24 protein-coding genes are annotated in these 25,495 nt (G+C 72.1%); 3 read left to right on the plus strand and 21 right to left on the minus strand.

The genetic code is table 11. The annotated features are described in order from the left end of the window. The first annotated feature begins 175 nt into the window (after positions 1 to 175). The gene (locus ACIO9K_RS24900; RefSeq protein WP_400333230.1) at positions 176 to 745 is read left to right on the plus strand and encodes a Uma2 family endonuclease; all 570 of its coding nucleotides are present in this window, start codon (positions 176 to 178) and stop codon (positions 743 to 745) included. Between the two features lie 103 nt (positions 746 to 848). On the opposite strand, the gene ACIO9K_RS24905 is transcribed toward ACIO9K_RS24900, so the two are convergent. From ACIO9K_RS24905 to hisI, 19 genes are all read right to left on the minus strand, one after another. Beyond that, positions 849 to 2,306 carry an aldehyde dehydrogenase family protein gene (locus tag ACIO9K_RS24905; RefSeq protein WP_363618936.1) on the minus strand — a complete coding sequence of 486 codons (1,458 nt, stop codon included), beginning with the start codon at positions 2,304 to 2,306 and terminating at the stop codon, positions 849 to 851. 84 nt (positions 2,307 to 2,390) lie between these two features. Further along, a complete protein-coding gene (locus tag ACIO9K_RS24910) occupies positions 2,391 to 3,257 on the minus strand; it encodes a helix-turn-helix transcriptional regulator (RefSeq protein WP_363618935.1) in 867 nt (288 codons plus the stop codon). A 354-nt stretch (positions 3,258 to 3,611) separates the two neighbouring features. Next, positions 3,612 to 5,090 (minus strand): glutamate synthase subunit beta, encoded by a 1,479-nt coding sequence (locus ACIO9K_RS24915; RefSeq protein ID WP_363582788.1) that lies wholly within the window; start codon positions 5,088 to 5,090, stop codon positions 3,612 to 3,614. Continuing rightward, positions 5,083 to 9,684: a glutamate synthase large subunit gene (gltB, locus tag ACIO9K_RS24920; protein WP_400333444.1), complete on the minus strand. Its 4,602-nt coding sequence runs from the start codon at positions 9,682 to 9,684 to the stop codon at positions 5,083 to 5,085. Before gltB ends, ACIO9K_RS24915 begins: the two co-directional genes overlap by 8 nt. A 450-nt stretch (positions 9,685 to 10,134) precedes the next feature. Continuing rightward, positions 10,135 to 10,857: a VIT1/CCC1 transporter family protein gene (locus tag ACIO9K_RS24925; RefSeq protein ID WP_363583022.1), complete on the minus strand. Its 723-nt coding sequence runs from the start codon at positions 10,855 to 10,857 to the stop codon at positions 10,135 to 10,137. 160 nt (positions 10,858 to 11,017) lie between these two features. Further along, the gene (gene lgt, locus ACIO9K_RS24930) at positions 11,018 to 12,136 is read right to left on the minus strand and encodes a prolipoprotein diacylglyceryl transferase (protein WP_400333235.1); all 1,119 of its coding nucleotides are present in this window, start codon (positions 12,134 to 12,136) and stop codon (positions 11,018 to 11,020) included. Between the two features lie 143 nt (positions 12,137 to 12,279). Then, a complete protein-coding gene (locus ACIO9K_RS24935; protein WP_363582792.1) occupies positions 12,280 to 13,143 on the minus strand; it encodes a thioredoxin domain-containing protein in 864 nt (287 codons plus the stop codon). Between the two features lie 67 nt (positions 13,144 to 13,210). Then, complete coding sequence (locus ACIO9K_RS24940) at positions 13,211 to 13,729, minus strand: MauE/DoxX family redox-associated membrane protein (protein WP_363618934.1); 519 nt, start codon at positions 13,727 to 13,729, stop codon at positions 13,211 to 13,213. Positions 13,730 to 13,929: 200 nt separating this feature from the next. After that, positions 13,930 to 14,178, minus strand: coding sequence for a hypothetical protein (locus ACIO9K_RS24945; RefSeq protein ID WP_350885697.1), 249 nt, complete (start codon positions 14,176 to 14,178; stop codon positions 13,930 to 13,932). Between the two features lie 215 nt (positions 14,179 to 14,393). Continuing rightward, complete coding sequence (gene trpA / locus ACIO9K_RS24950) at positions 14,394 to 15,203, minus strand: tryptophan synthase subunit alpha (RefSeq protein ID WP_363582796.1); 810 nt, start codon at positions 15,201 to 15,203, stop codon at positions 14,394 to 14,396. Between the two features lie 2 nt (positions 15,204 to 15,205). Further along, a complete protein-coding gene (gene trpB, locus ACIO9K_RS24955; RefSeq protein ID WP_350885701.1) occupies positions 15,206 to 16,477 on the minus strand; it encodes a tryptophan synthase subunit beta in 1,272 nt (423 codons plus the stop codon). Between the two features lie 47 nt (positions 16,478 to 16,524). Then, a complete protein-coding gene (trpM, locus tag ACIO9K_RS24960; protein ID WP_400333239.1) occupies positions 16,525 to 16,674 on the minus strand; it encodes a tryptophan biosynthesis modulator TrpM in 150 nt (49 codons plus the stop codon). A 9-nt stretch (positions 16,675 to 16,683) separates the two neighbouring features. Beyond that, a complete protein-coding gene (trpC, locus tag ACIO9K_RS24965; protein WP_363618933.1) occupies positions 16,684 to 17,490 on the minus strand; it encodes an indole-3-glycerol phosphate synthase TrpC in 807 nt (268 codons plus the stop codon). A gap of 348 nt (positions 17,491 to 17,838) precedes the next feature. Beyond that, positions 17,839 to 18,282 (minus strand): DUF2752 domain-containing protein, encoded by a 444-nt coding sequence (locus ACIO9K_RS24970; RefSeq protein WP_400333242.1) that lies wholly within the window; start codon positions 18,280 to 18,282, stop codon positions 17,839 to 17,841. 136 nt (positions 18,283 to 18,418) lie between these two features. Continuing rightward, entirely contained in the window at positions 18,419 to 18,673 is a 255-nt protein-coding gene (locus ACIO9K_RS24975; RefSeq protein WP_350885707.1) for an HGxxPAAW family protein, read from the minus strand. Positions 18,674 to 18,898: 225 nt separating this feature from the next. Beyond that, on the minus strand, positions 18,899 to 19,501 hold the full coding sequence (locus ACIO9K_RS24980; protein ID WP_371516596.1) for a TIGR02234 family membrane protein: 603 nt from the start codon (positions 19,499 to 19,501) through the stop codon (positions 18,899 to 18,901). Further along, entirely contained in the window at positions 19,498 to 19,998 is a 501-nt protein-coding gene (locus ACIO9K_RS24985) for a Uma2 family endonuclease (RefSeq protein ID WP_363618930.1), read from the minus strand. Before ACIO9K_RS24985 ends, ACIO9K_RS24980 begins: the two co-directional genes overlap by 4 nt. Before the next feature lie 61 nt (positions 19,999 to 20,059). Beyond that, a complete protein-coding gene (locus tag ACIO9K_RS24990; protein ID WP_363582808.1) occupies positions 20,060 to 21,583 on the minus strand; it encodes an anthranilate synthase component I in 1,524 nt (507 codons plus the stop codon). 48 nt (positions 21,584 to 21,631) lie between these two features. Continuing rightward, positions 21,632 to 22,003 carry a phosphoribosyl-AMP cyclohydrolase gene (gene hisI, locus ACIO9K_RS24995; protein ID WP_063347172.1) on the minus strand — a complete coding sequence of 124 codons (372 nt, stop codon included), beginning with the start codon at positions 22,001 to 22,003 and terminating at the stop codon, positions 21,632 to 21,634. A gap of 215 nt (positions 22,004 to 22,218) precedes the next feature. Here hisI and ACIO9K_RS25000 point away from each other — a divergent pair, with 215 nt between their 5' ends. Then, the gene (locus ACIO9K_RS25000) at positions 22,219 to 22,788 is read left to right on the plus strand and encodes a hypothetical protein (RefSeq protein ID WP_400333247.1); all 570 of its coding nucleotides are present in this window, start codon (positions 22,219 to 22,221) and stop codon (positions 22,786 to 22,788) included. A 19-nt stretch (positions 22,789 to 22,807) separates the two neighbouring features. Continuing rightward, positions 22,808 to 23,446 carry a TIGR03085 family metal-binding protein gene (locus tag ACIO9K_RS25005; protein ID WP_400333250.1) on the plus strand — a complete coding sequence of 213 codons (639 nt, stop codon included), beginning with the start codon at positions 22,808 to 22,810 and terminating at the stop codon, positions 23,444 to 23,446. A 99-nt stretch (positions 23,447 to 23,545) separates the two neighbouring features. Here ACIO9K_RS25005 and ACIO9K_RS25010 read toward each other — a convergent pair whose 3' ends face one another. Continuing rightward, complete coding sequence (locus tag ACIO9K_RS25010; RefSeq protein WP_400333253.1) at positions 23,546 to 24,082, minus strand: NUDIX domain-containing protein; 537 nt, start codon at positions 24,080 to 24,082, stop codon at positions 23,546 to 23,548. After that, a complete protein-coding gene (locus ACIO9K_RS25015; RefSeq protein WP_400333256.1) occupies positions 24,079 to 25,431 on the minus strand; it encodes a tetratricopeptide repeat protein in 1,353 nt (450 codons plus the stop codon). Before ACIO9K_RS25015 ends, ACIO9K_RS25010 begins: the two co-directional genes overlap by 4 nt. Between the last annotated feature and the right edge of the window lie 64 nt (positions 25,432 to 25,495).

Here is a 25,495-nt window from a genome sequence, read left to right on the forward strand (position 1 = left end):
CGCGGGGGTCCTGCCCTGGGGCGTAAGGCCCCGGGCCCTCTGTTCCCCCTCGTCGGGGCGCGGGGGGCGCCCCGCCCGGCGGGTGTTGGCCCCCCCCCCCCCCGCGGCGGGGGGGGGGCCCCCCCCCGCCCCCCCCCGACGGCCTTCGTGCTGTTCGCAGTGGAAGAATGGGGCCATGAGCGAGTTCCAGATCCCAGGGCGCCACGCGCGGCTGCTGGCCTACGCGCAGAGCCTGACGCCTCCGGCCGGGTGGAAGATCGAGATCTCCGGCGACGAGATCATCATGATGGCCGGCCCATCGGTGATCCACCAGCGCAACCTGCTGCTCGTCCGCGAGCAGTTCGACGCGCGCCGCCCGTCCGACCTGATGCCGAGCGAGAACACCGATCTGGCGTCGCCGAACGTGGGCAAGCTGCGCAACCCCGACCTGACCTACATCCCGATCTCGGTCGTCGAACTGGGCGGCAACGAGGTGCCGGCCGAGGAGGCGGCGATCGCGGTGGAGATCGTCTCGCCGTCGAACCCGGAGAACGACCTGGTCGGCAAGGTGCGCGACTACCCGCAGATGCGGATCCCGCTGTACCTGCTGATCGATCCGCGCGAGGGCGACATCACCCTCTACTCCGAGCCCTCCGACGGCGCCTACCGCCAACGCTGGACCGGCAGCTTCGGCGACCGGGTGCCGGTCCCCGCCCCCTTCGGCTTCGAGCTCGCCACCGACGGTCTCATCCGTTACCCGGCCTGACCGATCAGGTCGCCCGGCGGCTGCCGCCGGGCGACCCGCACCGCCCGAGGCGGCACCGTCAGAACAGAAACACCCGGAACAGAAACGCCCGGAACGGCACCGCTCAGAACGGGAAGGCGGTGCGCCCGTGCTGGACGGAGATCCACTTCACGGTGGTGAACGCGTCCACCGTGGACTCCCCGTTGAGCCGCCCGATGCCGGAGTTCTTCTCCCCGCCGAACGGCACCGCCGGCTCGTCGGCGATGGTCCCGCCGTTGACGTGGATCATGCCGGTCTCGATCCGGTGCGCGACCCGGACGCCGCGCTCGACGTCGCCGGTGTGCACCGCGCCGCTGAGCCCGAAGGGGCTGTCGTTGGCGAGCCGGACGGCCTCGTCCTCGCCGTCGAAGGGCACCACGAGGACGACCGGGCCGAAGAGTTCGCGCTGGAGGATCGGCGCGTCCTCGGCCAGGCCGGTGAGGACGACGGGCTCCATCAGGCTGCCGACCGTGGTGCCGCGCAGCAGTGCGGTGGCGCCGGCGGCGATGGCCTGGTCGACCTGGGCGGTGATGGTGTCGGCCTGGACGGGGTTGATCAGCGGGCCGATCTGGGTGGCCGGGTCCTTGGGGTCGCCGACGGTGAGCGAGGAGACCTTCGCGACGAACTTGGCGGTGAACTCGGCCTCGACGGAGCGGTCGACGAGGATGCGGTTGGCGGCCATGCAGACCTGGCCCTGGTGGGCGAAGCGGCTGAACACGGCGGCGTCCACGGCGTAGTCGAGGTCGGCGTCGTCGAGCACGATCAGCGCGCTGTTGCCGCCGAGTTCGAGCACGGTGCGCTTGAAGTTGGCGGCGGCGACGGTGGCGACGTGCCGGCCGATCCGGTCGGAGCCGGTGAAGGCGATGACCTTGGGCACCGGGTGCTCGATGAAGGCGTCGCCGATCTCGGCGATGTCGGTGACCACGACGTTGAACAGCCCGGCCGGCAGGCCCGCCTCCTCGAAGAGCCGGGCGATCAGGGTGCCGCCGACGATCGGGGTCTCCTGGTGCGGCTTGAGCACCACGCCGTTGCCGAGTGCGAGGGCGGGGGCGACGGCCTTGATCGAGAGGTACAGCGGGAAGTTGAACGGGCTGATCACGCCGACGACGCCGACCGGCAGCCGGTAGAGGCGGTTCTCCTGGCCCTGCGTGATCGAGGGCAGCAGCCGGCCCTCCAGACCCAGGGACACCCGCAGGCAGTCCCGCAGCATGTCCTTGACCAGGGAGAGCTCGAAGGCGGCCTTGAGCGCGGTGCCGCCGAGCTCGGCCATGATGGCGCGGGTGATCTCCTCCTCGCGCTCCTCGACCAGGCGCAGCACGCGTTCGAAGACGAGCCGGCGGGCGTAGGGGGTGGTGGCGGCCCACTGCTTCTGGGCCCGTTCGGCGGCCCGGTAGGCCCGGTCGACCTCGGCGACGGTGGCGACGGTGATGGTGGCGAGCTTGTCGCCGGTGTAGGGGTCGACGTCGACGATGTCCCAGGAGCCGCTGCCGCTGCACCATTCGCCGTCGATGTACTGCAGCGCCAACTCGGAGAAGTACGACATCTGATCCCTCTCGTGCCGGTTCGGGGAACGTCGGCGGGCGAGCCGCTACGGCCCGGTCTGATTGGGCATCATCGTACTGACGTCTCAGAGCTCTTGGCGTACGGAGTACAGGAGCTGCCGGGTCTGTTCGGGGTCGAGGCTGTCGGCGAGCAGCCCTTCCATGGCGTGGCGGTACTCGGCGACCTCGGCCGGCTTGTCGAGGTAGAGCGCGGTGGTGAACTGTTCGACGTAGACGACGTCGGCGAGTTCGGGTTCGGCGAAGCCGAGCACGGTGAAGGCGCCGCTCTCGGCGCTCAGCCCGGTGCAGCCCAGCGGCAGCACCCGGAGCCGGACGTTGGGCAGTTCGCCGAGTTCGAGCAGCCGGTCGATCTGGTTGCGCATCAGCTCGGGGCCGCCCCAGGGGCGGCGCAGCGCGGCCTCGTCGAGGATCGCGAGCAAGCGGGGGCCGCTCTCGGCGGTGAGCAGGGCCTGGCGTTTGAGCCGGACCTCGACGCGGCGTTCGATCTCGCCGGGGTCGGTGACGTGGCCGCCGGCGGCGATGACGGCGCGGGCGTAGTCGGCGGTCTGGAGCAGCCCGTGGACGAACTGGACCTCGTAGCTGCGGATCTCGGCGACGGCTTCTTCCAGGCCGACGTAGTTCTGGAACCAGGCGGGCAGCACGTCGCCGTACTCGTGCCACCAGGAGGTGGCGTTGGCGTCCCGGACGAGTCCGAGGACGGTGGCGCGCTCCTGCTCGGCCTCGACGCCGTACAGGGTGAGCAGGTCGGCGACGTCGCGTTCCTTGAAGCCGACCCGGCCGAGTTCCATCCGGCTGATCTTGGACTCGGAGGCGCGGATCGAGTAGCCGGCCTCCTCGCGACTGACGCCCCTGGCCTCGCGGAGCTTGCGCAGCTGGGTGCCGAGCAGCAGTCGCCGTACCGTGGCGCCTCCGCTTGTCTGAGTCGTGCTCATCGCGTCAACCTCCGCACTCGCGCAGCAGCCCCCCGGCCGTCGGCGGCAGTCTGCCACCTGGTACCGACGAACAACAGTCCGTCCGGTCAGGCCCTCCCGCGCGGCGTCCGGAACGGGCCTACGGTAGACCCAAGTCCTGGGAAATGTCTGAGAGTTGACACGACCCTTGACTGGCCTGCCATCTTCGGGGTAAGGCGGCGGACCGCCCGGGGGAACGCGACGGCGCCCGCCCTCCAACTGGTCGGGGAAGAGGGCAGGCGCCAGGAGACCGCGTTGGCCCGGCGACGCTGGCGGGGGCAGCGGGTTGAGCTCCCGGCGATGCGGCACCGGGGGTTCAGGGGGCCGGTCGGCCCGTCAGACGACCAGCGGGCGGTCGGTGGGACGGATCGGGGCCGGCAGTGGGGTCTTGCCGCCGAGGTACTTGTCCACCGCGGCTGCGGCCGAGCGGCCTTCCGCGATGGCCCAGACGATCAGCGACTGACCGCGGCCGGCGTCTCCGCAGACGTACACGCCATCGACATTGGTGGCGAACCGGCCGTCGCGGCCAATGTTACCGCGCGCGTCCAGGTCCACGCCGAGCTGCTCGACCAGGCCGTTGCGGACGTCGGTGCCGGTGAAGCCCATGGCCAGGGTGACGAGCTGCGCCGGGATGGCCCGCTCGGTGCCGGGGACGGGCTCGAAGCGGCCGTCCTTGAACTCGACCTCGACGAGGTGCAGCTCCTGGACGTTGCCGACCGTCTGTCCCTCTTCGGGGGCGGAGCCGGTGAAGTGGGTGGTGTTCACGGAGTAGATCCGCTCGCCGCCCTCCTCGTGCGCGGAGGTGACCTTGTAGGTCATCGGCATGGTCGGCCAGGGCTGGTGGCCGGGGCGTTCCTCGGAGGGCCGCGGCATGATCTCCAGCTGGGTGACGGAGGCCGCGCCCTGGCGGTGGGCGGTGCCGACGCAGTCGGCGCCGGTGTCGCCGCCGCCGATGACGACGACGTGCTTGCCCTTGGCGCTGATCGGCGACTCGACGAAGTCGCCCTCCTGCACCTTGTTGGCCAGCGGCAGGTACTCCATGGCCTGGTGGACGCCCTTGAGCTCGCGCCCGGGCACCGCCAGGTCGCGCGCGGTGGTGGCGCCGGCGGCGACGACGACGGCGTCGAAGCGCTCGCGCAGCTGCTGGCCGGTGATGTCCTCGCCGACGTGCACGCCGGTGCGGAAGCGGGTGCCCTCCGCGCGCATCTGCTCGACGCGGCGGTTGATGTGGCGCTTCTCCATCTTGAACTCGGGGATGCCGTAGCGCAGCAGGCCGCCGACGCGGTCGGCGCGCTCGTACACGACGACGGTGTGCCCGGCCCGGGTGAGCTGCTGGGCGACGGCCAGGCCGGCCGGGCCGGAGCCGACGACGGCGACGGTCTTGCCGGACAGCCGCTCCGGGACCTGCGGCGTGACGCCGCCGCGGTCCCAGGCCTTGTCGATGATGGTGACCTCGACGTTCTTGATGGTCACCGCGTCCTGGTTGATGCCGAGCACGCAGGCCGACTCGCAGGGCGCCGGGCAGAGGCGGCCGGTGAACTCCGGGAAGTTGTTGGTCGCGTGCAGCCGCTCGATCGCGCCGACGAAGTCGTCCCGGTAGGCGAGGTCGTTCCACTCGGGGATGAGGTTCCCGAGCGGGCAGCCGTTGTGGCAGAACGGGATGCCGCAGTCCATGCAGCGGCCGGCCTGCTCGGTGATGATCGGCAGGAGGCTGCGCTCGACGTAGACCTCGTTCCAGTCCCGCAGGCGCACGTCGACGGGGCGCCGCTCGGCCAGCTGCTTGGGCGTGGTCAGGAAGCCCTTGGGGTCAGCCATTAGCCGCCTCCATCATCTTGCGAGTGGTCTCGGCCTCGGAGAGGCCATCGCGCTCAGCGGCGTCCTTGGCGGCGAGCACGGCCTTGTAGTCGGTCGGCATGATCGTGGAGAAGCGGGAGACCCCGCTGCCCCAGTCGGCCAGGAGTTCGGCGGCGACGGTGGAGCCGGTCTCCTCGTAGTGCTGCTGCACGGTCTCGCGCAGCCAGTCGCGGTCGGCGGCGGAGGGGGCCTCGATGCCCACCAGGCCGTCGTTGACGTTCGCGGGGCGCAGGTCCAGGACGTAGGCGATGCCGCCGGACATGCCGGCCGCCAGGTTGCGCCCGGTCTCGCCGAGGATGACGACCCGGCCGCCGGTCATGTACTCCAGGCCGTGGTCGCCCACGCCCTCGACGACCAGGGTGGCGCCGGAGTTGCGGACCGCGAAGCGCTCGCCGGCCTTGCCGCGCAGGTGGATCCGGCCGGAGGTGGCGCCGTAGCCGATGGTGTTGCCGGCGATGACGTGGTTCTGCGCGTCGTTGCCGATGGCCGCGGCGTCGCGGGCCGGGCGGACGATCACGACACCGCCGGAGAGGCCCTTGCCGACGTAGTCGTTGGCGTCGCCCTCCAGCCGCAGGATCACGCCGCGCGGCACGAAGGCGCCGAAGGACTGCCCGGCGGAGCCGGTGAAGGTGACGTCGATAGTGCCCTCGGGCAGGCCCTCGCCGCGGTAGCGCTTGGTCACCTCGTGGCCGAGCATGGTGCCGACGGTGCGGTTGACGTTGCGGATCGGCAGCTGGATGCGGACGGTCTCGCCGCGCTCCAGGGCGTCCTCGGCGAGCGTGATCAGCTGGTTGTCCAGGGCCTTGTCGAGCGCGTGGTCCTGGGAGGTGGTGCGGTGGCGGGCCGCGCCCTCGGGCAGCTGCGGGACGTGGAAGAGCGGGGCCAGGTCGAGCCCGGCGGCCTTCCAGTGGTCGACGGCGGCGGCCGCGTTAATGTGCTCGGCGTGGCCGACGGCCTCCTCGATCGTGCGGAAGCCCAGCTCGGCGAGGATCTCCCGGACCTCCTCGGCGATGAACTCGAAGAAGTTGACCACGAACTCGGGCTTGCCGGAGAAGCGCTCGCGCAGCACCGGGTTCTGGGTGGCGACGCCGACCGGGCAGGTGTCCAGGTGGCAGACGCGCATCATGATGCAACCGGAGACGACCAGCGGCGCGGTGGCGAAGCCGAACTCCTCGGCGCCGAGCAGCGCGGCGATGACGACGTCACGGCCGGTCTTGAGCTGGCCGTCGGTCTGCACGACGATGCGGTCGCGCAGGCCGTTGAGCAGCAGGGTCTGCTGGGTCTCGGCGAGGCCGAGCTCCCAGGGGCCGCCCGCGTGCTTCAGCGAGGTCAGCGGGGAGGCGCCGGTGCCGCCGTCGTGCCCGGAGACCAGCACCACGTCGGCGTGCGCCTTGGAGACGCCCGCGGCGACCGTGCCGACGCCGACCTCGGACACCAGCTTCACGTGGATGCGGGCGGCCGGGTTGGCGTTCTTGAGGTCGTGGATGAGCTGCGCCAGGTCCTCGATCGAGTAGATGTCGTGGTGCGGCGGCGGCGAGATCAGGCCGACACCCGGGGTGGAGTGCCGGGTCTTGGCGACCCACGGGTAGACCTTGTGGCCGGGCAGCTGGCCGCCCTCGCCGGGCTTGGCGCCCTGGGCCATCTTGATCTGGATGTCGTCGGCGTTGACCAGGTACTCGGAGGTGACGCCGAAGCGGCCGGAGGCGACCTGCTTGATGGCCGAGCGGCGCTGCGGGTCGTACAGGCGGTCCGGGTCCTCGCCGCCCTCGCCGGTGTTGGACTTGCCGCCGAGGCGGTTCATCGCGATGGCGAGGGTCTCGTGCGCCTCCAGGGAGATGGAGCCGTACGACATGGCGCCGGTGGAGAAGCGCTTGACGATCTCGGAGACCGGCTCGACCTCCTCGACCGGGATCGGGGTCCGGCCGAGGGCGTCCAGCTGGAACAGGCCGCGCAGCGTCATCAGGCGGGTGGACTGCTCGTTCACCCGGTCCGTGTACTGCTTGAAGATGTCGTACCGGCGGTTGCGGGTGGAGTGCTGGAGCCGGAAGACGGTGTCCGGGTCGAACAGGTGCGGCTCGCCCTCGCGGCGCCACTGGTACTCGCCGCCGATCTCCAGCGCGCGGTGCGCGGCCGGGATGCCGGAGGCCGGGTAGGCCTTGGCGTGGCGGGCGGCGGTCTCCTTGGCGATCTCCTCCAGGCCGATGCCGCCGAGCTTGGTGGTGGTGCCGGCGAAGTAGCCGTCGACCAGCTCCTGGGAGAGGCCGATGGCCTCGAAGACCTGGGCGCCGCGGTAGGAGGCGACGGTCGAGATGCCCATCTTGGACATGACCTTGAGCACGCCCTTGCCGAGCGCCTTGATCAGGTTCTTGATGGCCTTCTCGGGCTCGACGCCCTGGATGAACACCTTCTGGGCGACGAGGTCCTCGACGGACTCCATGGCCAGGTACGGGTTGACGGCGCCGGCGCCGTAGCCGATCAGCAGCGCGACGTGGTGCACCTCGCGGACGTCGCCGGCCTCGACCAGCAGCGACACCTGGGTGCGCTGCTTGGTGCGGATGAGGTGGTGGTGGATCGCGGAGGTGAGCAGCAGCGAGGGGATCGGGGCGTGCTCGGCGTCGGAGTGCCGGTCGGAGAGCACGACGATCCGGGCGCCGTCGGCGATCGCGGCGTCGGCCTCGGCGGCGATCTCGGCCAGCCGGGCGGCCAGGCCCTGGCCGCCGGCGGCGACCTTGTAGAGGCCGGAGAGCGTGACGGCCTTGAGGCCGGGCTGGTCGCCGTCGTGGTTGATGTGGACGAGCTTGGCCAGCTCGTCGTTGTCGATCACCGGGAAGGTGATGCCGACCGAGCGGCAGGCGGCGGCCTCGGCGGCCAGCAGGTTGCCCTCGGGGCCGAGGTTGCTGAGCAGCGAGGTGACGAGCTCCTCGCGGATGGCGTCCAGCGGCGGGTTGGTGACCTGCGCGAAGAGCTGGACGAAGTAGTCGAAGAGCAGGCGCGGCTTCTCGCTGAGCGCGGCGATCGGCGAGTCGGTGCCCATCGAGCCGAGCGCCTCGCCGCCGGTCTTGGCCATCGGCGCGAGGATGACCCGCAGCTCCTCCTCGGTGTAGCCGAAGGTCTGCTGGCGGCGGGTGACCGAGGCGTGGGTGTGGAAGATGTGCTCGCGCTCGGGCAGCTTGGCGAGCTGGATCTGCCCGGCGGCGACCCACTCCGCGTAGGGGTGCTCGGCGGCGAGGGAGGACTTGATCTCCTCGTCCCCGACGATGCGGCCCTCGGCGGTGTCGACGAGGAACATCCGGCCGGGCTGGAGGCGGCCCTTCTTGGCGACCTTCTCCTGGTCGATGTCGAGCACGCCGACCTCGGAGGAGAGGACGACGAGGCCGTCCTCGGTGATCCAGTAGCGGGCCGGGCGCAGGCCGTTGCGGTCGAGCACGGCGCCGATCTGGGTGCCGTCGGTGAAGGTGACGCAGGCCGGGCCGTCCCAGGGCTCCATCAGGTTGGAGTGGTACTGGTAGAAGGCCCGGCGGGCCGGGTCCATGGTGGCGTGGTTCTCCCACGCCTCCGGGATCATCATCAGCACCGAGTGCGGCAGCGAGCGGCCGCCGAGGTGGAGCAGCTCCAGGACCTCGTCGAAGGACGCGGAGTCGGAGTGCTCCGGGGTGCAGACCGGGAAGATCCGCTCCAGGCCCCGGCCGTTGCGGTCGGCGGGGATGAGGTCGGTGGCGAGCTGGGACTCGCGGGCGCTCATCCAGTTGCGGTTGCCCTTGACCGTGTTGATCTCGCCGTTGTGGGCGACGAACCGGTACGGGTGGGCGAGCGGCCAGCTCGGGAAGGTGTTGGTGGAGAAGCGCGAGTGCACCAGGCCGACGGCGGAGGCGTAGGAGCGGTCCGACAGGTCGGGGAAGAAGGGCTCCAGCTGGCCGGTGGTCAGCATGCCCTTGTAGACGATGGTGCGCGCGGACAGCGACGGGAAGTAGACCCCGACCTCGCGCTCGGAGCGCTTGCGGACGACGAAGGCGGTCCGGTCGAGCTCGATCCCGGCCAGGCCCTCCTTGGCGAGGAAGAGCTGCCGGAAGCGCGGCATGACGCCGCGGGCGGTGGCGCCGAGCAAGTCCGGGGTGACGGGGACGTCGCGCCAGCCGAGGACGGTGAGGTCCTCCTCGGCCGCGATGGCCTCGATCCGGGCGACGGCGTCCGCGTCGGCGGCGTCCGCGTCGGGCAGGAAGGCGATGCCGACCGCGTAGGAGCCGGCGGCGGGGAGCTCGAAGTCGACCTTGCCGCGCAGGAAGGCGTCCGGGATCTGGGTGAGGATGCCGGCGCCGTCACCGGAGTCCGGCTCGGCGCCGGTGGCGCCGCGGTGCTCCAGGTTGCGCAGGACGGTCAGCGCCTGTTCGACGATGGTGTGGTCGGCGATGCCGGTCAGCGTGGCGACGAAACCGACGCCGCAGGCGTCGTGCTCGTTTCGCGGGTCGTACAGGCCCTGAGCGGTAGGTCGCGCATCCGGAACGAGCGCGTACGGCTGGCGGGCTGCGCCGGCCTGGGGCTCGTTGGCGGAGTGCATGGATGCAGGCAGCATCGGCTCTCCCGTCGTCGTCTTTCGGCTGTGTGGTGCAAGGAGGGACGACGTTGGCCCTGATGCGATTTCGTGCAAGTTACATGATGCCCAAGATCCCGGGAAGTGGAATATCTCGTCCACATGGCGGACTGATCCGCAGGTCAAGGGGGGAATGAGAGGACGCGCCACAATGCGCGTCCCCTCGATTGTGCCCGGCGGTCGGCCGCCTGAAACAGGGGCGAAACCCGATCGCCACACGGGACGATCAAGGACGCCTGTGAATCGATCCCGAGGGGTCACCCACGGATGCGAATCCTCGGCCCCGAGGCCCGAATGGTGAGACTAGGCCAGGCGCCACCCGGCAGCCGTGTGCGGAACGTCACGCACTGCCCGGCATAGTCATGCACTCCTCCGGGTCGTCACACACGCCGGCCGACGGCCCAGGCGCCCCGGTGCCTAGCCGACGTGCCCGCCGATCAGCCACCCCAGCAGGTACGTCACCCCGGCCGCCGCCCCGCCCAGCACCAGCTGCCGCAGCCCGCTGAACCACCAGCTGCGCGCCGTCACCCGCGCCACCACCGCGCCGCACAGGAACAGCCCCACCACCGACAGCAGCAGCGCCGGCACCAGCGAGGTCGCCCCCAGCAGGTACGGCAGCAGCGGCAGCAGCGCGCCCACCGCGAAGCAGACGAAGGACGACCCGGCGGCCACCCACGGTGACGGCAGGTCGTTCGGGTCGATGCCCAGCTCCTCCCGGGCGTGGATCTCCAGGGCCTGGTCCGGATTGGCGGACAGCTGCCGGGCCACCTCGTGGGCGAGGTCCGGCTCCACCCCGCGGGCGATGTACAGCTGCGCCAGCTCGGCCAGCTCGCCGTGCGGGTTGCGGCTCAGCTCCAGCCGCTCGGCCTCGATCTCGGCCTGCACCAGCTCGGCCTGCGAGGCCACCGAGGTGTACTCCCCCGCCGCCATCGAGCAGGCGCCGGCCGCCAGCCCGGCGAGCCCGGTCAGCACCACCGTGCCGCTGGACACCGAGCCGCCGACCACGCCGGTCATCAGCGCGAAGTTGGAGACCAGGCCGTCCATCGCCCCGAACACGGCGGGCCGCAGCCAGCCTCCGTTCACGTCCCGGTGGTGCCCGGCAGCGGGTATGCGGGGGTGGTGCCCGGCCTCGGGCTCCAGGGTGGTCGCGCTCACGGCAGTTCCCCTCCGTTCGATTCGTCTGCCCCGACCGTAGACCGTCTGACCTGCGCATTTCCAGCAAAGTAAGGCTGTCCGAACAGCGCTTCGGCCGCCCTGCGCGAGCATCGCGCGGGCGGCCGAAGCGGGGGGAACTCCCAGGTCAGGTCAGGTTCTTGGCATTCGTGTCGGCGCTCTCGACGGCTTCGGAGGCTGCCTCCGCGTCCGCCTTCTCGTCCGTGGACTGAGACAGTTCGGCGGTCTCGCCGGCCCCGGCGACCTTCTCGGACGGCGCGGGCTTCCCGGCGGCCTTCTCCGCCGAAGCCGCCTTGCCGGCCTTCTCGGCCTTCTCGGCCCTGCCCGACTTCTCGGACACCGCGGCCTTGCCGGACACCGCGGCCTTCTCGGACGCCGCCGCCTTGTCGGACGGGCCCCGCGCCTCGCCCTCCTCGTCGGCCAGCGGGTCGATGCTCGCCGGGTCCTCCCGGCCGGGCCGCTTCTTGCCGACGACCACCAGGTAGACCACGGCGCCGATGAACACCACGATCGACGTCCAGTCGTTCAGCCGCAGGCCGAAGTAGACGTGCGCCTCGTCGATCCGCAGCCACTCGGTCCAGAACCGGCCCACCGTGTACGCGGCCACGTACAGCGCGAAGGCCCGGCCGTGCCCCAGCTTGAAGCGGCGGTCGGCCCAGATGACCAGCAGCGCGACCCCGACGCACCAGATCGACTCGTACAGGAAGGTCGGGTGGTAGACGCCCTTGACGACCTCGCCGCCCGGCAGCGTCTTGTCGATCTCCAGGCCCCACGGCAGCGTGGTCGGCCGGCCGTACAGCTCCTGGTTGAAGTAGTTGCCCCAGCGGCCCATCGCCTGCGCGAGCGCGATGCCCGGCGCGATGGCGTCCGCGTACGCGGGCAGCGGCACGCCCCGGCGGCGGCAGCCGATCCAGGCCCCGACCGCGCCGAGCGCGACGGCGCCCCAGATGCCGAGGCCGCCCTCCCAGATCTTGAAGGCGTTCCAGGGGTTCTTGCCGGCCCCGAAGTACAGCTGGTGGTCGGTGATCACGTGGTACAGCCGGCCGCCGACCAGGCCGAAGGGCACGGCCCAGACGGCGATGTCGCCGACCGTGTGCTTGGCACCGCCCCGGGCGACCCAGCGCTTGCTGCCGAGCCAGACGGCCACGACGACACCGAGGATGATGCAGAAGGCGTAGGCGCGCAGCGGGACCGGTCCGAGGTGCAGGACGCCCCGCGACGGGCTGGGAATGTAGGCGATATCCATGGCGGTTCCGACGCTACAGGGTCTGCGGCCCCTGCTGGGCACCCCCGGGGTCACAGATACCGAACAACGGGCACCGGGAACGACGCCGCCGCCCCCTCCGGACGGGGAGGAGGCGGCGGCGGTCACCCGGCGGTGTGCGGGGCTCAGCCCGCGGTCGGCGACGGGTTGTTGGCCTCCGAGGCGGTGCTGGTGGGCGCCGGGGTCTGCCCGTTGGAGCCCGCGGTGCCCAGCTGCTTGCCCTGGTTGGCGGCGTCGACCCACTTCACCAGGTTCGCCGGGGTGATCTCCTCGGCGCCGTTCTTGGGGTAGATCGGCTGGCCGTTGAGCAGCACGGTCGGGGTGGACTTGTAGCTGGACTTGTCGAAGTCCTGCTGCACGGACGACACCCATCCGCCGTACTTGTTGTCGTTGACGCAGGCCTGGAAGGCGGGCGTGTCGAGACCGTTGACCTGCTTGGCGAGGTTGATCAGGACGGCCTTGTCGCCGAAGGCGTCGCTGGTCTCGTCCGGCTGGTTGCGGTACAGCACGTCGTGGAAGTCCCGGAAGTGCCCGGCGTCCTGGGCGCAGGCCAGCGCGTTGGCGCCGGCCTTGGAGCCCTTGCCCGGGACGGCCCGGTCGATGAACGACACGATGTGGTAGTTGGTGTAGATCTTGCCGGCGTCTTCCAGCTGGTCGACGGTCGAGGAGAACTCGCGCTCGAAGATCCCGCAGGCCGGGCAGCGCGGGTCCTCGTAGACGGTGAGGACGGCCGGGGCGTTGGCCGAGCCGGCCGGGATGACCAGGTTCTTGTCGCCGATCGTCCCGGCGGGGGCGGCGACCGGGGTCTCCGGCTTGGAGCGCTGGTTCTGCACCACGACGCCGGTGACCACGGCGGCGGCGATCACCACGAGCACCGCGCCGCCCACCAACAGCTTCTTCCTGCGCCTGGACGTGGCCTCGTCGGCCGCCCGCTGCTCCAGCATCCGCTCGCGGGCGGTGCGCTTGCCTTCTCGGTTCTTCTCGCTCATTGCCTTGACATCCACAATCGGGGAGGGCCTTCGTGGGGTGGGGTGGGGGTGCGGCGGGGCCGGCCGGTCAGCTCGCCAGCCAGCCGTCCGCCGAGAACCTGGTGCGGGGCCGCCACAGCAGCCACCCGGCCAGCAGGAGGAACCCGGTGTCGCGCAGGATCTCCTGGAGGTACTCGGTCTGCGAGGCGTCGACGTGCCCGCCGCCGCCGAAGCAGCCGCAGTCGATCGAGATGCCGCGCGCCCAGGCGGCGGCGATCCCGGCGATGAAGGTGAGCAGCAGCAGCGCGGAGACGCCGGCGACGATCCGGACGCCGAGGCCGATCACCAGCAGCAGGGCGAGCGCCAGCTCCAGGAAGGGCAGGGCGTAGCCGACCGGCTTGACCAGGCCCTCGGGCAGGATCTCGTAGGCGCGGACCGCCTGGGCGGCCTCCGCCGGGTCGGCGATCTTGGCCAGGCCGGCCCAGCCCCAGACCACCGCGAGGCCGAGCCGGACGACGGTGCCCAGCCACGGACTCCAGGCCGGCACCGGCCTCCGGGCGGGCGGCGCGGGCGCCGTGTCACCGGGCTGCGCTGCCGGGCCGGCCATCAGGGAACCCCCCTCGGGAAACTCGTTCACTTCCTGATGAACCGTAAGGGATGAAGGGCGGTTCCTCCATATTCAGGAATTAAGCCGGATGGGTGACGTCTGGTGATGGTGTGTCCGAATCCGGCGAACGTCCGTTCAGGAGCCGGTGACCGGGCGGGAGGCCGGGCGGGCGCCCCGGGCCGAACAGGTCGGCGCGGCCCTCAGGAGCGGCAGCCGGGCGGGCGACCGGGGTCGAACAGGTCGGCGCGGCCCTCGTGGTGCGGGTGGGCTGCCCGTTCGGCGGCGTCCCAGCGGGCCGCCTCGGCGCAGGCGTACGCGTCCCGCACGGCCCGCTCGGCACCGCGCTTGGCCAGCGCCTGCCCCACCTCGGTGTGCGCTCCGACGGCGGCGCCGAGCGCCAGCGCGGCGGCGGCCGCCCGCAGCAGAACGGCCCGATGGAGACCCGGCACCGGCTCACTCCTTCGCTCGCTCGGCAACCCCCGTACACCTCGTTCGTGCACTCGTCCCTCCACTCAACGCCGGTCAACCCCGCCTGATGCGTGTGCCCGTAGCTGTTCACCCGTTCGGGGCCGCGCGAGCGCCGCCGCCCGGCGAGCCGGGCGCACGCAAGCGCGACGGCCCGCCGCCCCCGGAAGGAGCGACGGGCCGTCAGGTGGTACGAGGGTCAGCGCCGGCGGACGCCCGCCGCCAGCTCGCCGGCCAGGGCGCGCACCGCGTCCAGCGCGGCCGCCTCGTCGTCGCCGGCCTCCAGGATCCGCTTCACGAACGCGGAGCCCACGATCACGCCGTCGGCGAAGCCCGCCACCTCGGCGGCCTGCTCGGGGGTGGAGACGCCGAGGCCGACGCAGACCGGCAGGTCGGTGGTGGCCCGGGTGCGGGCGACCAGGTCCTCGGCGAGCGAGCCGACCTGGGCGCGGGTCCCGGTCACGCCCATCACGGCGGCCGCGTAGACGAAGCCGCTGCCGGCCGCGGTGACCTCGGCCAGGCGCGGGTCCTTGCTGCTGGGGGCGACCACGAACACGGTGTCCAGCCCGTGCTCGTCCGCCGCCTTGCGCCACTCCTCGGACTCCTCCACCGGCAGGTCCGGCAGGATGCAGCCGGCGCCGCCCGCGGCCGCGAGGTCGGCGGCGAAGCGCGCGGTGCCGTAGCGGTCGACCGGGTTCCAGTACGTCATCACCAGCACCGCCGCCTCGGGGTGGGCGGTGGCGACCTCCTGGACGGTGCGCAGCACGTCCTTGATCCGCACGCCGCCGCGCAGCGCGATGTCGTCGGCGGTCTGGATGACGGCGCCGTCCAGCACCGGGTCGGAGTGCGGCAGGCCGACCTCGACGATGTCGCAGCCGCCCTCGATCAGCGCGTTGATCGCCCGGATGCCGCCGTCGACGGTCGGGAAGCCGCCCGGCAGGTAGCCGATCAGCGCGGCGCGGTCCTCGGCCTTGGCGGCCGCCAGGATGCCACTGAGCTTCGATGCCATGGTCACTTACCCCCGTGGGCCGCGTCGTGGGCCGAACCGCCGGCCGGCTCGTCGTACAGGCCGAAGTACTCGGCCGCGGTGTGCATGTCCTTGTCGCCGCGCCCGGAGAGCGAGACCAGGATGGTGGCCTCGGGCCCGAGCTCGCGGCCCAGCTCCAGGGCGCCGGCCAGCGCGTGGGCGCTCTCGATGGCCGGGATGATGCCCTCGGTGCGGGACAGCAGCCGCAGCGCCTGCATGGCGGCGTCGTCGGTGACGGGGCGGTACTCGGCCCGTCCGGTGTCCTTCAGCCAGGCGTGCTCCGGGCCGACGCCCGGGTAGTCGAGGCCGGCGGAGATGGAGTGCGACTCGATGGTCTGGCCGTCCTCGTCCTGGAGGACGTAGGTGCGCGAGCCGTGCAGCACGCCGGGGTCGCCCTTGGTGAGGGTGGCGGCGTGCTTGGGGGTGTCGGCGCCCTCGCCGGCGGCCTCGCAGCCGATCAGGCGCACGCCGGCGTCGGGGATGAACTCGTGGAAGATGCCCATCGCGTTGGAGCCGCCGCCGACGCAGGCGACGACGGCGTCGGGCAGCCGCCCGGTGCGGTCGAGCACCTGCTGGCGGGCCTCGACGCCGATGACCCGGTGGAAGTCGCGGACCATCATCGGGAAGGGGTGCGGGCCGGCCACGGTGCCGAACAGGTAGTGGGTGGAGTCCACGTTGGCGACCCAGTCGCGGAACGCCTCGTTGATGGCGTCCTTGAGGGTGCGGCTGCCGGAGGTGACGGACACCACCTCGGCGCCGAGCATCCGCATCCGGGCCACGTTCAGCGCCTGGCGCTGGGTGTCGACCTCGCCCATGTAGATGGTGCAGTCGAAGCCGAACAGGGCGCAGGCGGTGGCGGTGGCCACGCCGTGCTGGCCGGCACCGGTCTCGGCGATGATCCGGGTCTTGCCCATCCGCCGGGTGAGCAGGGCCTGGCCCAGCACGTTGTTGATCTTGTGCGAGCCGGTGTGGTTGAGGTCCTCGCGCTTGAGCAGGACGCGCGCGCCGCCCGCCTCGGCGGAGAAGCGGTGCACGTCGGTCAGCGGGCTCGGGCGGCCGGTGTAGTCCTTGAGCAGGCCGTCGAGTTCGGCGGCGAAGGCCGGGTCGGCCTTGGCCTTCTCGTACTCCTCGGCGACCTGCTCGACGGCGGCGACCAGCGCCTCGGGGATGAAGCGGCCGCCGTAGGCACCGAAGTAGCCTCGGGCGTCCGGCACCTGGGCGCCGGGCAGGTAGTCCTTCGCGGACTTGTCGGACATGGTGGAGTCCTTTGGGAGATGACGACAGGGACGTCTCGTGGCTGGGCTCAGCCGGATGTCCGTCGCCATCGGCGGCCCGGCACCTGCCCGGGCTCGCAGCCGATCACGTAGCGCACCCGCCGCCCCAGCACCCGGCGTGCGGGCGCGCGGCAGCCGCGCGGGCGGCAACCGGGGGCGAGGCGGCTGGCGATCTTCATGTCGGCGGGTCAGTCCTTGTGCCGGACGGCGGGGTGGGCGCCGGCCGCGACCAGGTCGGCGACCGCGGCGCGCGGGTCCTTGCCGGTCACCAGGGACTCGCCGACCAGGACGGCGTCGGCGCCCAGGTTGGCGTAGGAGATCACGTCCAGCGGGCCGCGCACGCCGGACTCGGCGATCTTGACGACGCTGTCCGGGATGGCGTGGACGACGTTGCCGAAGGTGTTGCGGTCCACCTCAAGGGTCTTGAGGTTGCGGGCGTTGACGCCGATGATCCGCGCCCCGGCGTCCACCGCGCGCTTGATCTCCTCCTCGTCGTGCACCTCGACCAGCGGGGTGAGGCCGATCGACTCGGCCCGCTCGATCAGCGACACCAGGGCCGACTGGTCGAGGGCGGCGACGATCAGCAGCGCGAGGTCGGCGCCGTGCGCGCGGGCCTCCCACAGCTGGTAGGCGGTGACGATGAAGTCCTTGCGCAGCAGCGGGGTGTCCACCGCCGCGCGGACGGCGTCCAGGTCGGCCAGCGAGCCGCCGAAGCGGCGCTGCTCGGTGAGCACGCTGATCGCGGCGGCGCCGCCGGCCGCGTAGTCGCCCGCCAGGGCGGCCGGGTCGGCGATCGCGGCCAGCGCGCCCTTGGACGGGCTGGAGCGCTTCACCTCGCAGATCACCCGGACCCCGTCGCCCTTGAGCGCGGCGACGCCGTCCTTGGCCTCGGGGGCCTTGGCGGCGAGTTCCTTCAGCTGGTCCAGGGAGACCCGGGCCTGCCGTTCGGCGAGGTCCTCACGGACCCCCTCGATGATCGTGTCGAGCACACTCATGCGCACACCTCGCTTCGCTCAGCAGGCGCTGCGCGCAACACGCACCTGTCAATGGTTCGCTCGCTCACGCGAAGTGCCCCCCAACATTTCTGTTCGTTCGCCGGCGACGAGCCGTCCGGGCGGTGGCCCGGCGGCACTTCGATGGTATCGGCACCCGGGGGCGCGGGGCGCATCCGCCCGGTGTGCGTCTCGCGTGCCGGACGCCCCCCTGGGCGGCTCCCAACTGCGGTTTCACCGGTTCTCCGGCACCGCCCGGACGTGCGGTGCGGACCAAGTGGACCGATGTACGGGCCCCGCTGTGGACCGGTGCGCCAGCCCGCGCGGGTCGCTACCCGTCGGCGCGGGCGATCAAACCAGCAGGGGCGCCAGCCCCGCCCCGACGGGCAGGTTGCGCACCACCGTGAACACCAGCAACAGCAGGAGGACCAGCACCCAGCGCCGGGCCCCGAGCGGGGCCCTGGGCCGCGGCCCGCCGCCGGTCAGCGCGGCCCAGGCCCAGCGCAGCCACAGCAGCGCCAGGACGCCGAACAGCAGGACGGCCGCGGCGTTGTCGTGCAGCGCGCCGGTGAAGTCCCCGTGGGCCAGCCCGTGGACGCAGCGCAGCCCCCCACAGCCGGGGCACCACCAGCCGGTGGCGGCCAGGAAGGGGCAGTCGGGGTAGTGCCCGGGGGTGTTCGGGTCCACCGCGGCGACGTAGACGGCGGGGACGGCCACCGCCGCCAGCGCGGCCAGCGGCGGACCCAGCCGGCGCAGGACGGGCGGCAGGGCGGAGGTGGTGGAGGCGGAGGTCACGCCCCGATTCTGCCCGGGCCGGGCCCGGACAGAACGAAACGGCGGGCGTGGCGCGCCCGCCGTTCGGTACTGCTACGAAGTCGGTACTGCCGCGAGTCGTACTCCTGCGAGTCGTACTGCTGCGAGGAGTCCGTCGTCAGGCGGCGACGGCGGCCCGGGCCGCGCGCTGCTCCTCGTGCGAGGTGTACACGTTGGCGCTCGGCTGCTTGCCCATGCCCGCCATCGACATGGCCTTGCCGACCACACCGCCGGCCAGGATGACCGCGATGCCGGCCCAGACCAGCATCACCGACGGGAGGATCATCGCGACCCCCGCGATCCCGAAACCGATGAACGTGATGGTCACGCCGGTCCAGGCGGCGGTGGTGTGACCGTGTGCTGCTGCTGCCATCTGAGTGGTGCTCCTAGCCTCTCGGGGCCCGGCCGGGCCTGCGGGGCCGCCGGCGGGTTGACGGGTTCCATTGTGCCGGGCCACACACCGGCGGCCCAAAGCGGGTGGCGGGTCTATCGCGTCACACCGGCGCCGGGGCCCGTTGAGGGCTGCTGAGGCCCGCTGGGGCCCGAAGCCCGGGCCCGCCCGGGCCCGGCGCTCAAGGCCGGCGCTCAGACTCCGCGCTCAGACCGTGGTCGGGTCCTCGCCCCGGTCCAGCGCCTTCCACAGGTCGGCCGGGGTGTCGCTCTTCGCCGGGGCCTTGCGGGTGGGCGCCTCGTAGCGGCTGCCCATGGCCGGCCAGCTCCGGCCGTAGCGGAGGGTGAGCAGCCCGGCGACGGCCAGCAGCAGCCCGCCGGCCAGCGCCACCCAGGGCCAGCCGGTGTGGCCGACCTCGGTGGCCGCCGAGCCGGACAGCGCCAACTTGCGGGCCGCCTCGGCGTCCAGCGCGGCGGTGTCCCCGGCGCCCGCGGCCGAGGCGGCGGCCGCGCCGAGGCCCGCCAGCAGGGTCAGCGCGCCGACCGCGAGCCGGCCCGCGCCGCGCACCGCGAACACCGCGACGGCCGCCGCGAGCCCCACCAGGGCGAGCCCGCCAGGGAGTTCGGAGATCGCGCCGCCGGAGACGGACACCGCCAGGGTGCCGGCCCGGCCCTCGGCCCAGACCCGGCCGACGGCCGTGAGCACCAGCACGGCGCTCAGCACGGTCAGCAGGAGCATCACGCCGAGCGTCCGGCGGCCCGACGCGGGGGCCGGCGGGGCGGGTACGGGGGTCTGGTCAGGTGCGCTCACCCGTCCACTATCCCCCGCCCGGCGTCCGGCCCCGCACCCGGGGTGGGCGGCCCGGCCGGGAACTCGTCCGTCCGCAGCACCAGCGTCCGCCCGGCGAGCGGCAGGAAGAGATCGTTGCCGAACGGAACCCGCTCCGCCTCCCGGTACCCGTCGTCGACGGACGGCGCGGTGTGCACGGTGCAGGCCGCCGCCGCCGGGTCGACCACCACGTACAGCGGGATCCCGCTGCACGCGTACGCCAGCGCCGCCGCGGCCAGGTGCGACCGGGCCACCTCCAGGACGGCCTCGACGGCGCCCTGGGGGTACCGGCCCCGGCCGTCGGGCTCCGCCCCCGGGGCGGTCACCGTCAGGTCGGGGATCAGGTCGGGGGCCCCGGCCGGGGCGTCGATCACGGCGCCGGACAGCACCCGGCCGTGCCCGCCCAACTGGTCCTCGATCTGGGCGGCCGCATCGAGCACCACCACCCGCCGCAGTTCGTCGGGCGACACCTCGGACATCCCGGCCGCCTCCCTTGACGACTGACGACACTGACGACACTGACGACGTACGACTGACGACTTACGACAGTTCCGGCGTCCGCAGCGTATTGGCGGTGGCGACGGCCCGCAGCACGGCGGCCGCCTTGTTGCGGCACTCGGTGTCCTCCCCGTGCGGGTCGGAGTCCGCGACCACGCCCGCGCCGGCCTGCACGAAGGCGGTGCCGTCGCGCAGCACGGCGGTGCGGATCGCGATCGCGGTGTCGGAGTCCCCGGCGAAGTCCAGGTAGCCGACGCAGCCGCCGTACAGGCCGCGGCGGGTGGGCTCCAGCTCCTCGATGATCCGCATCGCGCGGGGCTTGGGCGCGCCGGACAGGGTGCCGGCCGGGAAGCAGGCGGTCAGCACGTCGAAGGCGGTCCGCCCGGGCGCCACCCGGCCGGTGACGGTGGAGACGATGTGCATCACGTGGCTGTAGCGCTCGATGTGCATGAAGTCGACCACCTCCACGCTGCCCGGCTCGCAGACCCGGCCCAGGTCGTTGCGGCCCAGGTCGACCAGCATCAGGTGCTCGGCCCGCTCCTTGGGGTCGGCGAGCAGCTCGGCGGCCAGCGCCGCGTCCTCGTGCGGGGTGGCGCCGCGGTGCCTCGTCCCGGCGATCGGGTGCACCATCGCCTCGCCGCCGGTCACCTTGACCAGCGCCTCCGGGCTGGAGCCGACCACGTCGAAGCCGCCCTCGGCGGTGCCGTCCGGCCCCGGGAAGCGGAACAGGTACATGTACGGGCTGGGGTTGGTCGTGCGCAGCACCCGGTAGACGTCCAGCGCCGAGGCCGGGCAGGGCGCCTCGAAGCGCTGCGAAGGGACGACCTGGAAGGCCTCGCCGGCCCGGATCCGCTCCTTGACCACCTCCACCGCCGCCCGGTACGGCGCGCCGCCGAACGGGGAGCGGGCCTCGCCCGGCCCGGCCGGGGTGAAGGTGGCCAGGCCCGGGTCGACCGGCTTGAGCAGGTCGGCCTCCATGGCGTCCAGCCGGGCCACCGCGTCCGCGTAGGCCTCGTCCACGCCGCTGGCGAGGTCGTTGTGGTTGACGGCGTTGGCGATCAGCAGCACCGTGCCGTCGACGTGGTCGAGCACGGCGAGGTCGGTGGCGAGCAGCATGGTCAGCTCGGGCAGCCGCAGGTCGTCCGGGTTGAGGTCGGGCAGCTTCTCCAGCCGGCGGACGACGTCGTAGCCCAGGTAGCCGACCAGGCCGCCGGTGAGCGGCGGCAGGCCGTCGTCGTCGCGGCGCGGGGTGTGCAGCGCCTCCAGCGCGGCGCGCAGCACCTGCAAGGGGTCGCCGCCGGTCGGGATGCCGACCGGCGGGGTGCCCAGCCAGCGGGCCTCGCCGTCCTCCCCGACGGTGAGGACGGCGGCGCTGCGGACGCCGACGAAGGAGTAGCGCGACCAGCTGCGGCCCTGCTCGGCGGACTCCAGCAGGAAGGTGCCGGGCCGCTCCTCGGCGAGGCTGCGGTACAGGCCGATCGGGGTGAGACCGTCCGCGAGGAGCCTGCGGGTGACCGGGATGACCCGGGTGTCGACGGCGAGCTTGCGGAAGGCTTCGAGATCCATGGCGAGCGGCACCTTCTGGAGTTCCGGCAGGAGGAGTGGGCGGAGGGGTCAGGCGAGCGGGAGCACGTCGGCGTCGAAGCAGGTGCGGTCGCCGGTGTGGCAGGCGGCACCGGTCTGGTCGACCTTCACCAGCAGGGTGTCGCCGTCGCAGTCCAGCGCCACCGACTTGACCGCCTGGGCGTGGCCGGAGGTGTCGCCCTTCACCCAGTACTCGCGGCGGCTGCGGCTCCAGTAGGTGCAGCGGCCGGTGGTGAGCGTGCGGTGCAGCGCCTCGTCGTCCATCCAGCCCAGCATCAGCACCTCGCCGGTGTCGTACTGCTGCGCGATCGCCGGGAGCAGGCCGTCCTCGGTGCGCTTGAGGCGCGCGGCGATCTCGGGGGCCAGGGCAGTGGTGCCGGGGGTGGCGGGTGTGGTGGACATGGGGCCATTGTTGCAGTCCGGCCCGCCGCCCCGGCGCGGCCTGTGCCCCTGTGCGGTGTGCCCCTACTCGGTGCGCTCACAACCGCCGGGCCGGATCCGTACCGCGGGAAGCCTGGCCCGGGAGCCTGTCCGGCCCCACCCCGAACATCGCCGTAAAGGGGTGATTTCGGCCAACCGCCTGCCGGGCGGGCCCCGCGTGGGCCATCCTCATGGCCATGACCTCCGAGCAGCAGCCGCCCGCAGCCGCCGACTCCCGCCCGTCCCGGGGCCTGGTCCTCGCCGTCGTGGCCGTCCTGGCCGTGCTGCTCGCGGTGGTGGCCACCGTCCTGCTCTGGCCGGAGGAGCGCAAGCCCGCCGCCGCGCCGCCCCCGCCGACCCCCACGGCCACCCCGACCCCGACGCCCACGCCGACACCCACCCCGACCAAGGCCCCGCCGTACGCCTTCTTCCCGGTCGGCGCCTGCTTCGACCACCCGCAGCTCAGCCCGGTGATCACCAAGGCCGAGGAGCGCCCCTGCACCGGCGAGCACGACGGCCAGGTGATCGCCGACCTGAAACTGGCCGACGGCCTGACCGGCGAGATCCCGATCGCGCTCGCCATGCGCGAGGGCTGCAAGGAGGCCGAGGCCGCCGCCAAGGCCCGCCAGAACGACGGGAAGACGTACTACGGCCGCCAGTTCGGCCCTGCCCAGGCCAACTACCAGCAGGGCTGGCGGGACTACACCTGCACCCTGACCGCCGGCAACAAGCAGGGCGGCCCCAAGCTCACCGGCAACCTGCGCTGACAGCCTCTATCGTGGCGCCATGTCGAACCACGCCCTCGCCGAACGCCACCGCCTCGCCGCACTCCTGGCCGCCGCCGGGCCGGACGCCCCCACCCTCTGCGCCGGGTGGACCACCCGCGACCTCGCCGCCCACCTGGTGGTCCGCGAGCACCGCCCGGACGCGGCGGCCGGACTGCTGATCGGCGCCCTCGCCGACCGGGCCCGCCGGGTGCAGTCCGCGTACGCCGAGCGCCCGTACGAGGAGCTGCTGAAGCTCTTCCGCTCCGGCCCGCCGGTGCTCTCCCCGTTCGCCCTGCCCGGCGCCGACGAGGCCGCGAACACCGTCGAGTACTACGTGCACGCCGAGGACGTCCTGCGGGCCGCCGACGACTGGACCCCCGCCCCGGTCCCCGCCGGCCGCGCCGAAGCCCTGTGGCGCCGACTGCCCCTGCTGGCCCGCCTGGAAGCCGGCCGCCGCTCCCCCGTCCGACTGGTGCTGAGCCGCCCCGACGGCCAGTCCCTCACCGTCGGCCCCACCGGCTCCCCCACCGTCCAACTCACCGGCGAACCGGGCGAACTGATCCTCTTCACCTACGGCCGCGGCACCCACACCACCCTCACCGTCGACGGCCCCCCGGACGCCCTCGAAGCCCTCCGCCACGTCCTGCCACTGCCTTAAAGAGAGAAAAATGATGCGCTGCCCCTCGGAATACCGAGGGGCAGCGCTCGACGACCCAAGACCAAGAGGATTGGGAGGAGGTCGGAAACTCCCCGCTGGCTATCGGCTCCGCCACGAATCGAGAGAGACGCTCGGTCCATTGGTCAGATAATTGATCAGGGCCTCCCTGGTAGTGGAGACGAATTCCTCCGGTACAGCCCCGACGCCGATCCACGCAACGTCCGAGTGCTTGGCAGGTTCCCCGTTCGCGAGCTCACCGGACCACCGGTGTGCCGCGAAAACGACGGTCAGGAAGCCGTTGGGAGCCTCGACGCCGCGAGCACCGTGGATGACGTGGGCAAGTTGCAAATCCTCAGGAGCGACGACGAGCCCGGTCTCCTCCCTGAGCTCGCGAACCGCCGTCCCCGTGATCGGCTCGCCTGGTTCGTTCTTGCCGACCGGCAGATCCCACAGGCCTTGCGCGAACTTGGCCTTGGGCCCCCGCCGGAGAAGAACGACACGTTGAGCTTCAAGGTCATGGACGATGACGGCGGCGACCAGCAGGGTCATCGACTCCGTGGCGGGCTTGAGAGCAGTCGTCTGATCGGCGGTCGGCTGGTCCACTCGGTCGAGTCCTTCCTGCGTTACAGCTGTCATGTCAGTGCCTCACGTGTTCGGCGTTCCAGATCTACGGCTCCAGGAACACCACGTCTACGGTAGATCGCCAAGCAAGGGCGGATTGAGGAAATCGCCTTTCTCGTCCGATCCGAGGTCATGCCGGCCATGAGGTCGAGCGCACGTCCCCAGGCTGCGACCGCCTCGTCCGCTCGGGCTTGAACAGCCAAGCTGTCACCCAGGTCTGCGTAGGTGAGGGCGTGAACCCGCTTGTACTTCTCGGCATCCCAACGAATCAGCGCGGCACGGTGCTGCTGTTCGGTTACTGCGTGGTCCCCGAGGTCGGTGAGGGTTCGGGCAGTGTGGCTGGCGACAGTACCGACCGCAGGGCCGCTGACGAATGAGAAACTGGGCTGCGGGTCGCCGTCTCGGACGAGGGCGTTCTCTGCGGCGAGGAGTGCCTTGGCTGCGGCGGGCTTGTCCCGGGTGGCGGCGAAAGCACGAGCGTGAGTGATGTGAAGAAGCGCCTCGGTCTTTCCATCCACCCGACCAACGCTCCGAGCGAGTGCATTCTCGATCAGCGCCGCACAGTGGTGGGGCTGCTTGAGACTGAGCGCCTGATGAGCCAGGGTGCGCATCATCCATCCGGCGTGACCATGCGGATCCGACTCCACAGCGAGTTGGTAACCGACCTGGTAGTAACGCTGGGCGGCGCCTTCTTGGCCGAGGTCGTGGTGTTTCCATCCAGCAAGGTAGGCAAGTTCGGCCACGGCTCCGAAGGCGTGCCGCCGCACACTTTCGTTGGGGAAGCGGCCGTTGAGCATCGGGGCTGCCGTGTCGGCCAGGTAGGCGGTCACGGTGGTCAGCCCATGCCCGCCGCCGAGTCGTTCGTCTGCCGCGCTGAACGCGGCAGTGATCTGCCGAACGACCTCAACTTCTTCAACACCGATGCGAGCCAAGCCGGTCCGGGCCCTCATCAGACGCGAGATGGGCTCAGGATCGTAGAGCAGCGGCATGGCTACACCGGCAGTTGTGAATGCGGCGACAGCCAGAAAGGTGCGGCGCTCGACATCTGCACGGCCGAGATCGGCAACCGCCTCGACCGGATCACTACTCACCGCCAAGGACTCTTCCGGGGTGGCGAAGCCGAGTTCGGCAAGGGTGACCCGACGCCCGGACCGGCGGGAGAGCGCCTCTGCGATGTAGTGGCCGACTTGCCCGGCCGGCTGCGCGCCGTTGATCCAGTGGGCCACGGCGGACTTGTTGGTGAGGAGCATCTCTCCGTTCTCCGCACCGATGCACCGCACAGCACGGGCTAACGCCTCATAGGTCCATCCGCCCGCTGAAATCGTCTCCCTGAGGCGGTGATTGGGTTCCCTGCGTGTGGCCACGATCGATCCCCTGAGGTCGAGCTGTAAACCGCGTAAACCACTCTACGTGTCGACATGCATACCG

The sequence above is a fragment of the Kitasatospora sp. NPDC087271 genome (genome assembly GCF_044744605.1).
Lineage (GTDB): Bacteria > Actinomycetota > Actinomycetes > Streptomycetales > Streptomycetaceae > Kitasatospora.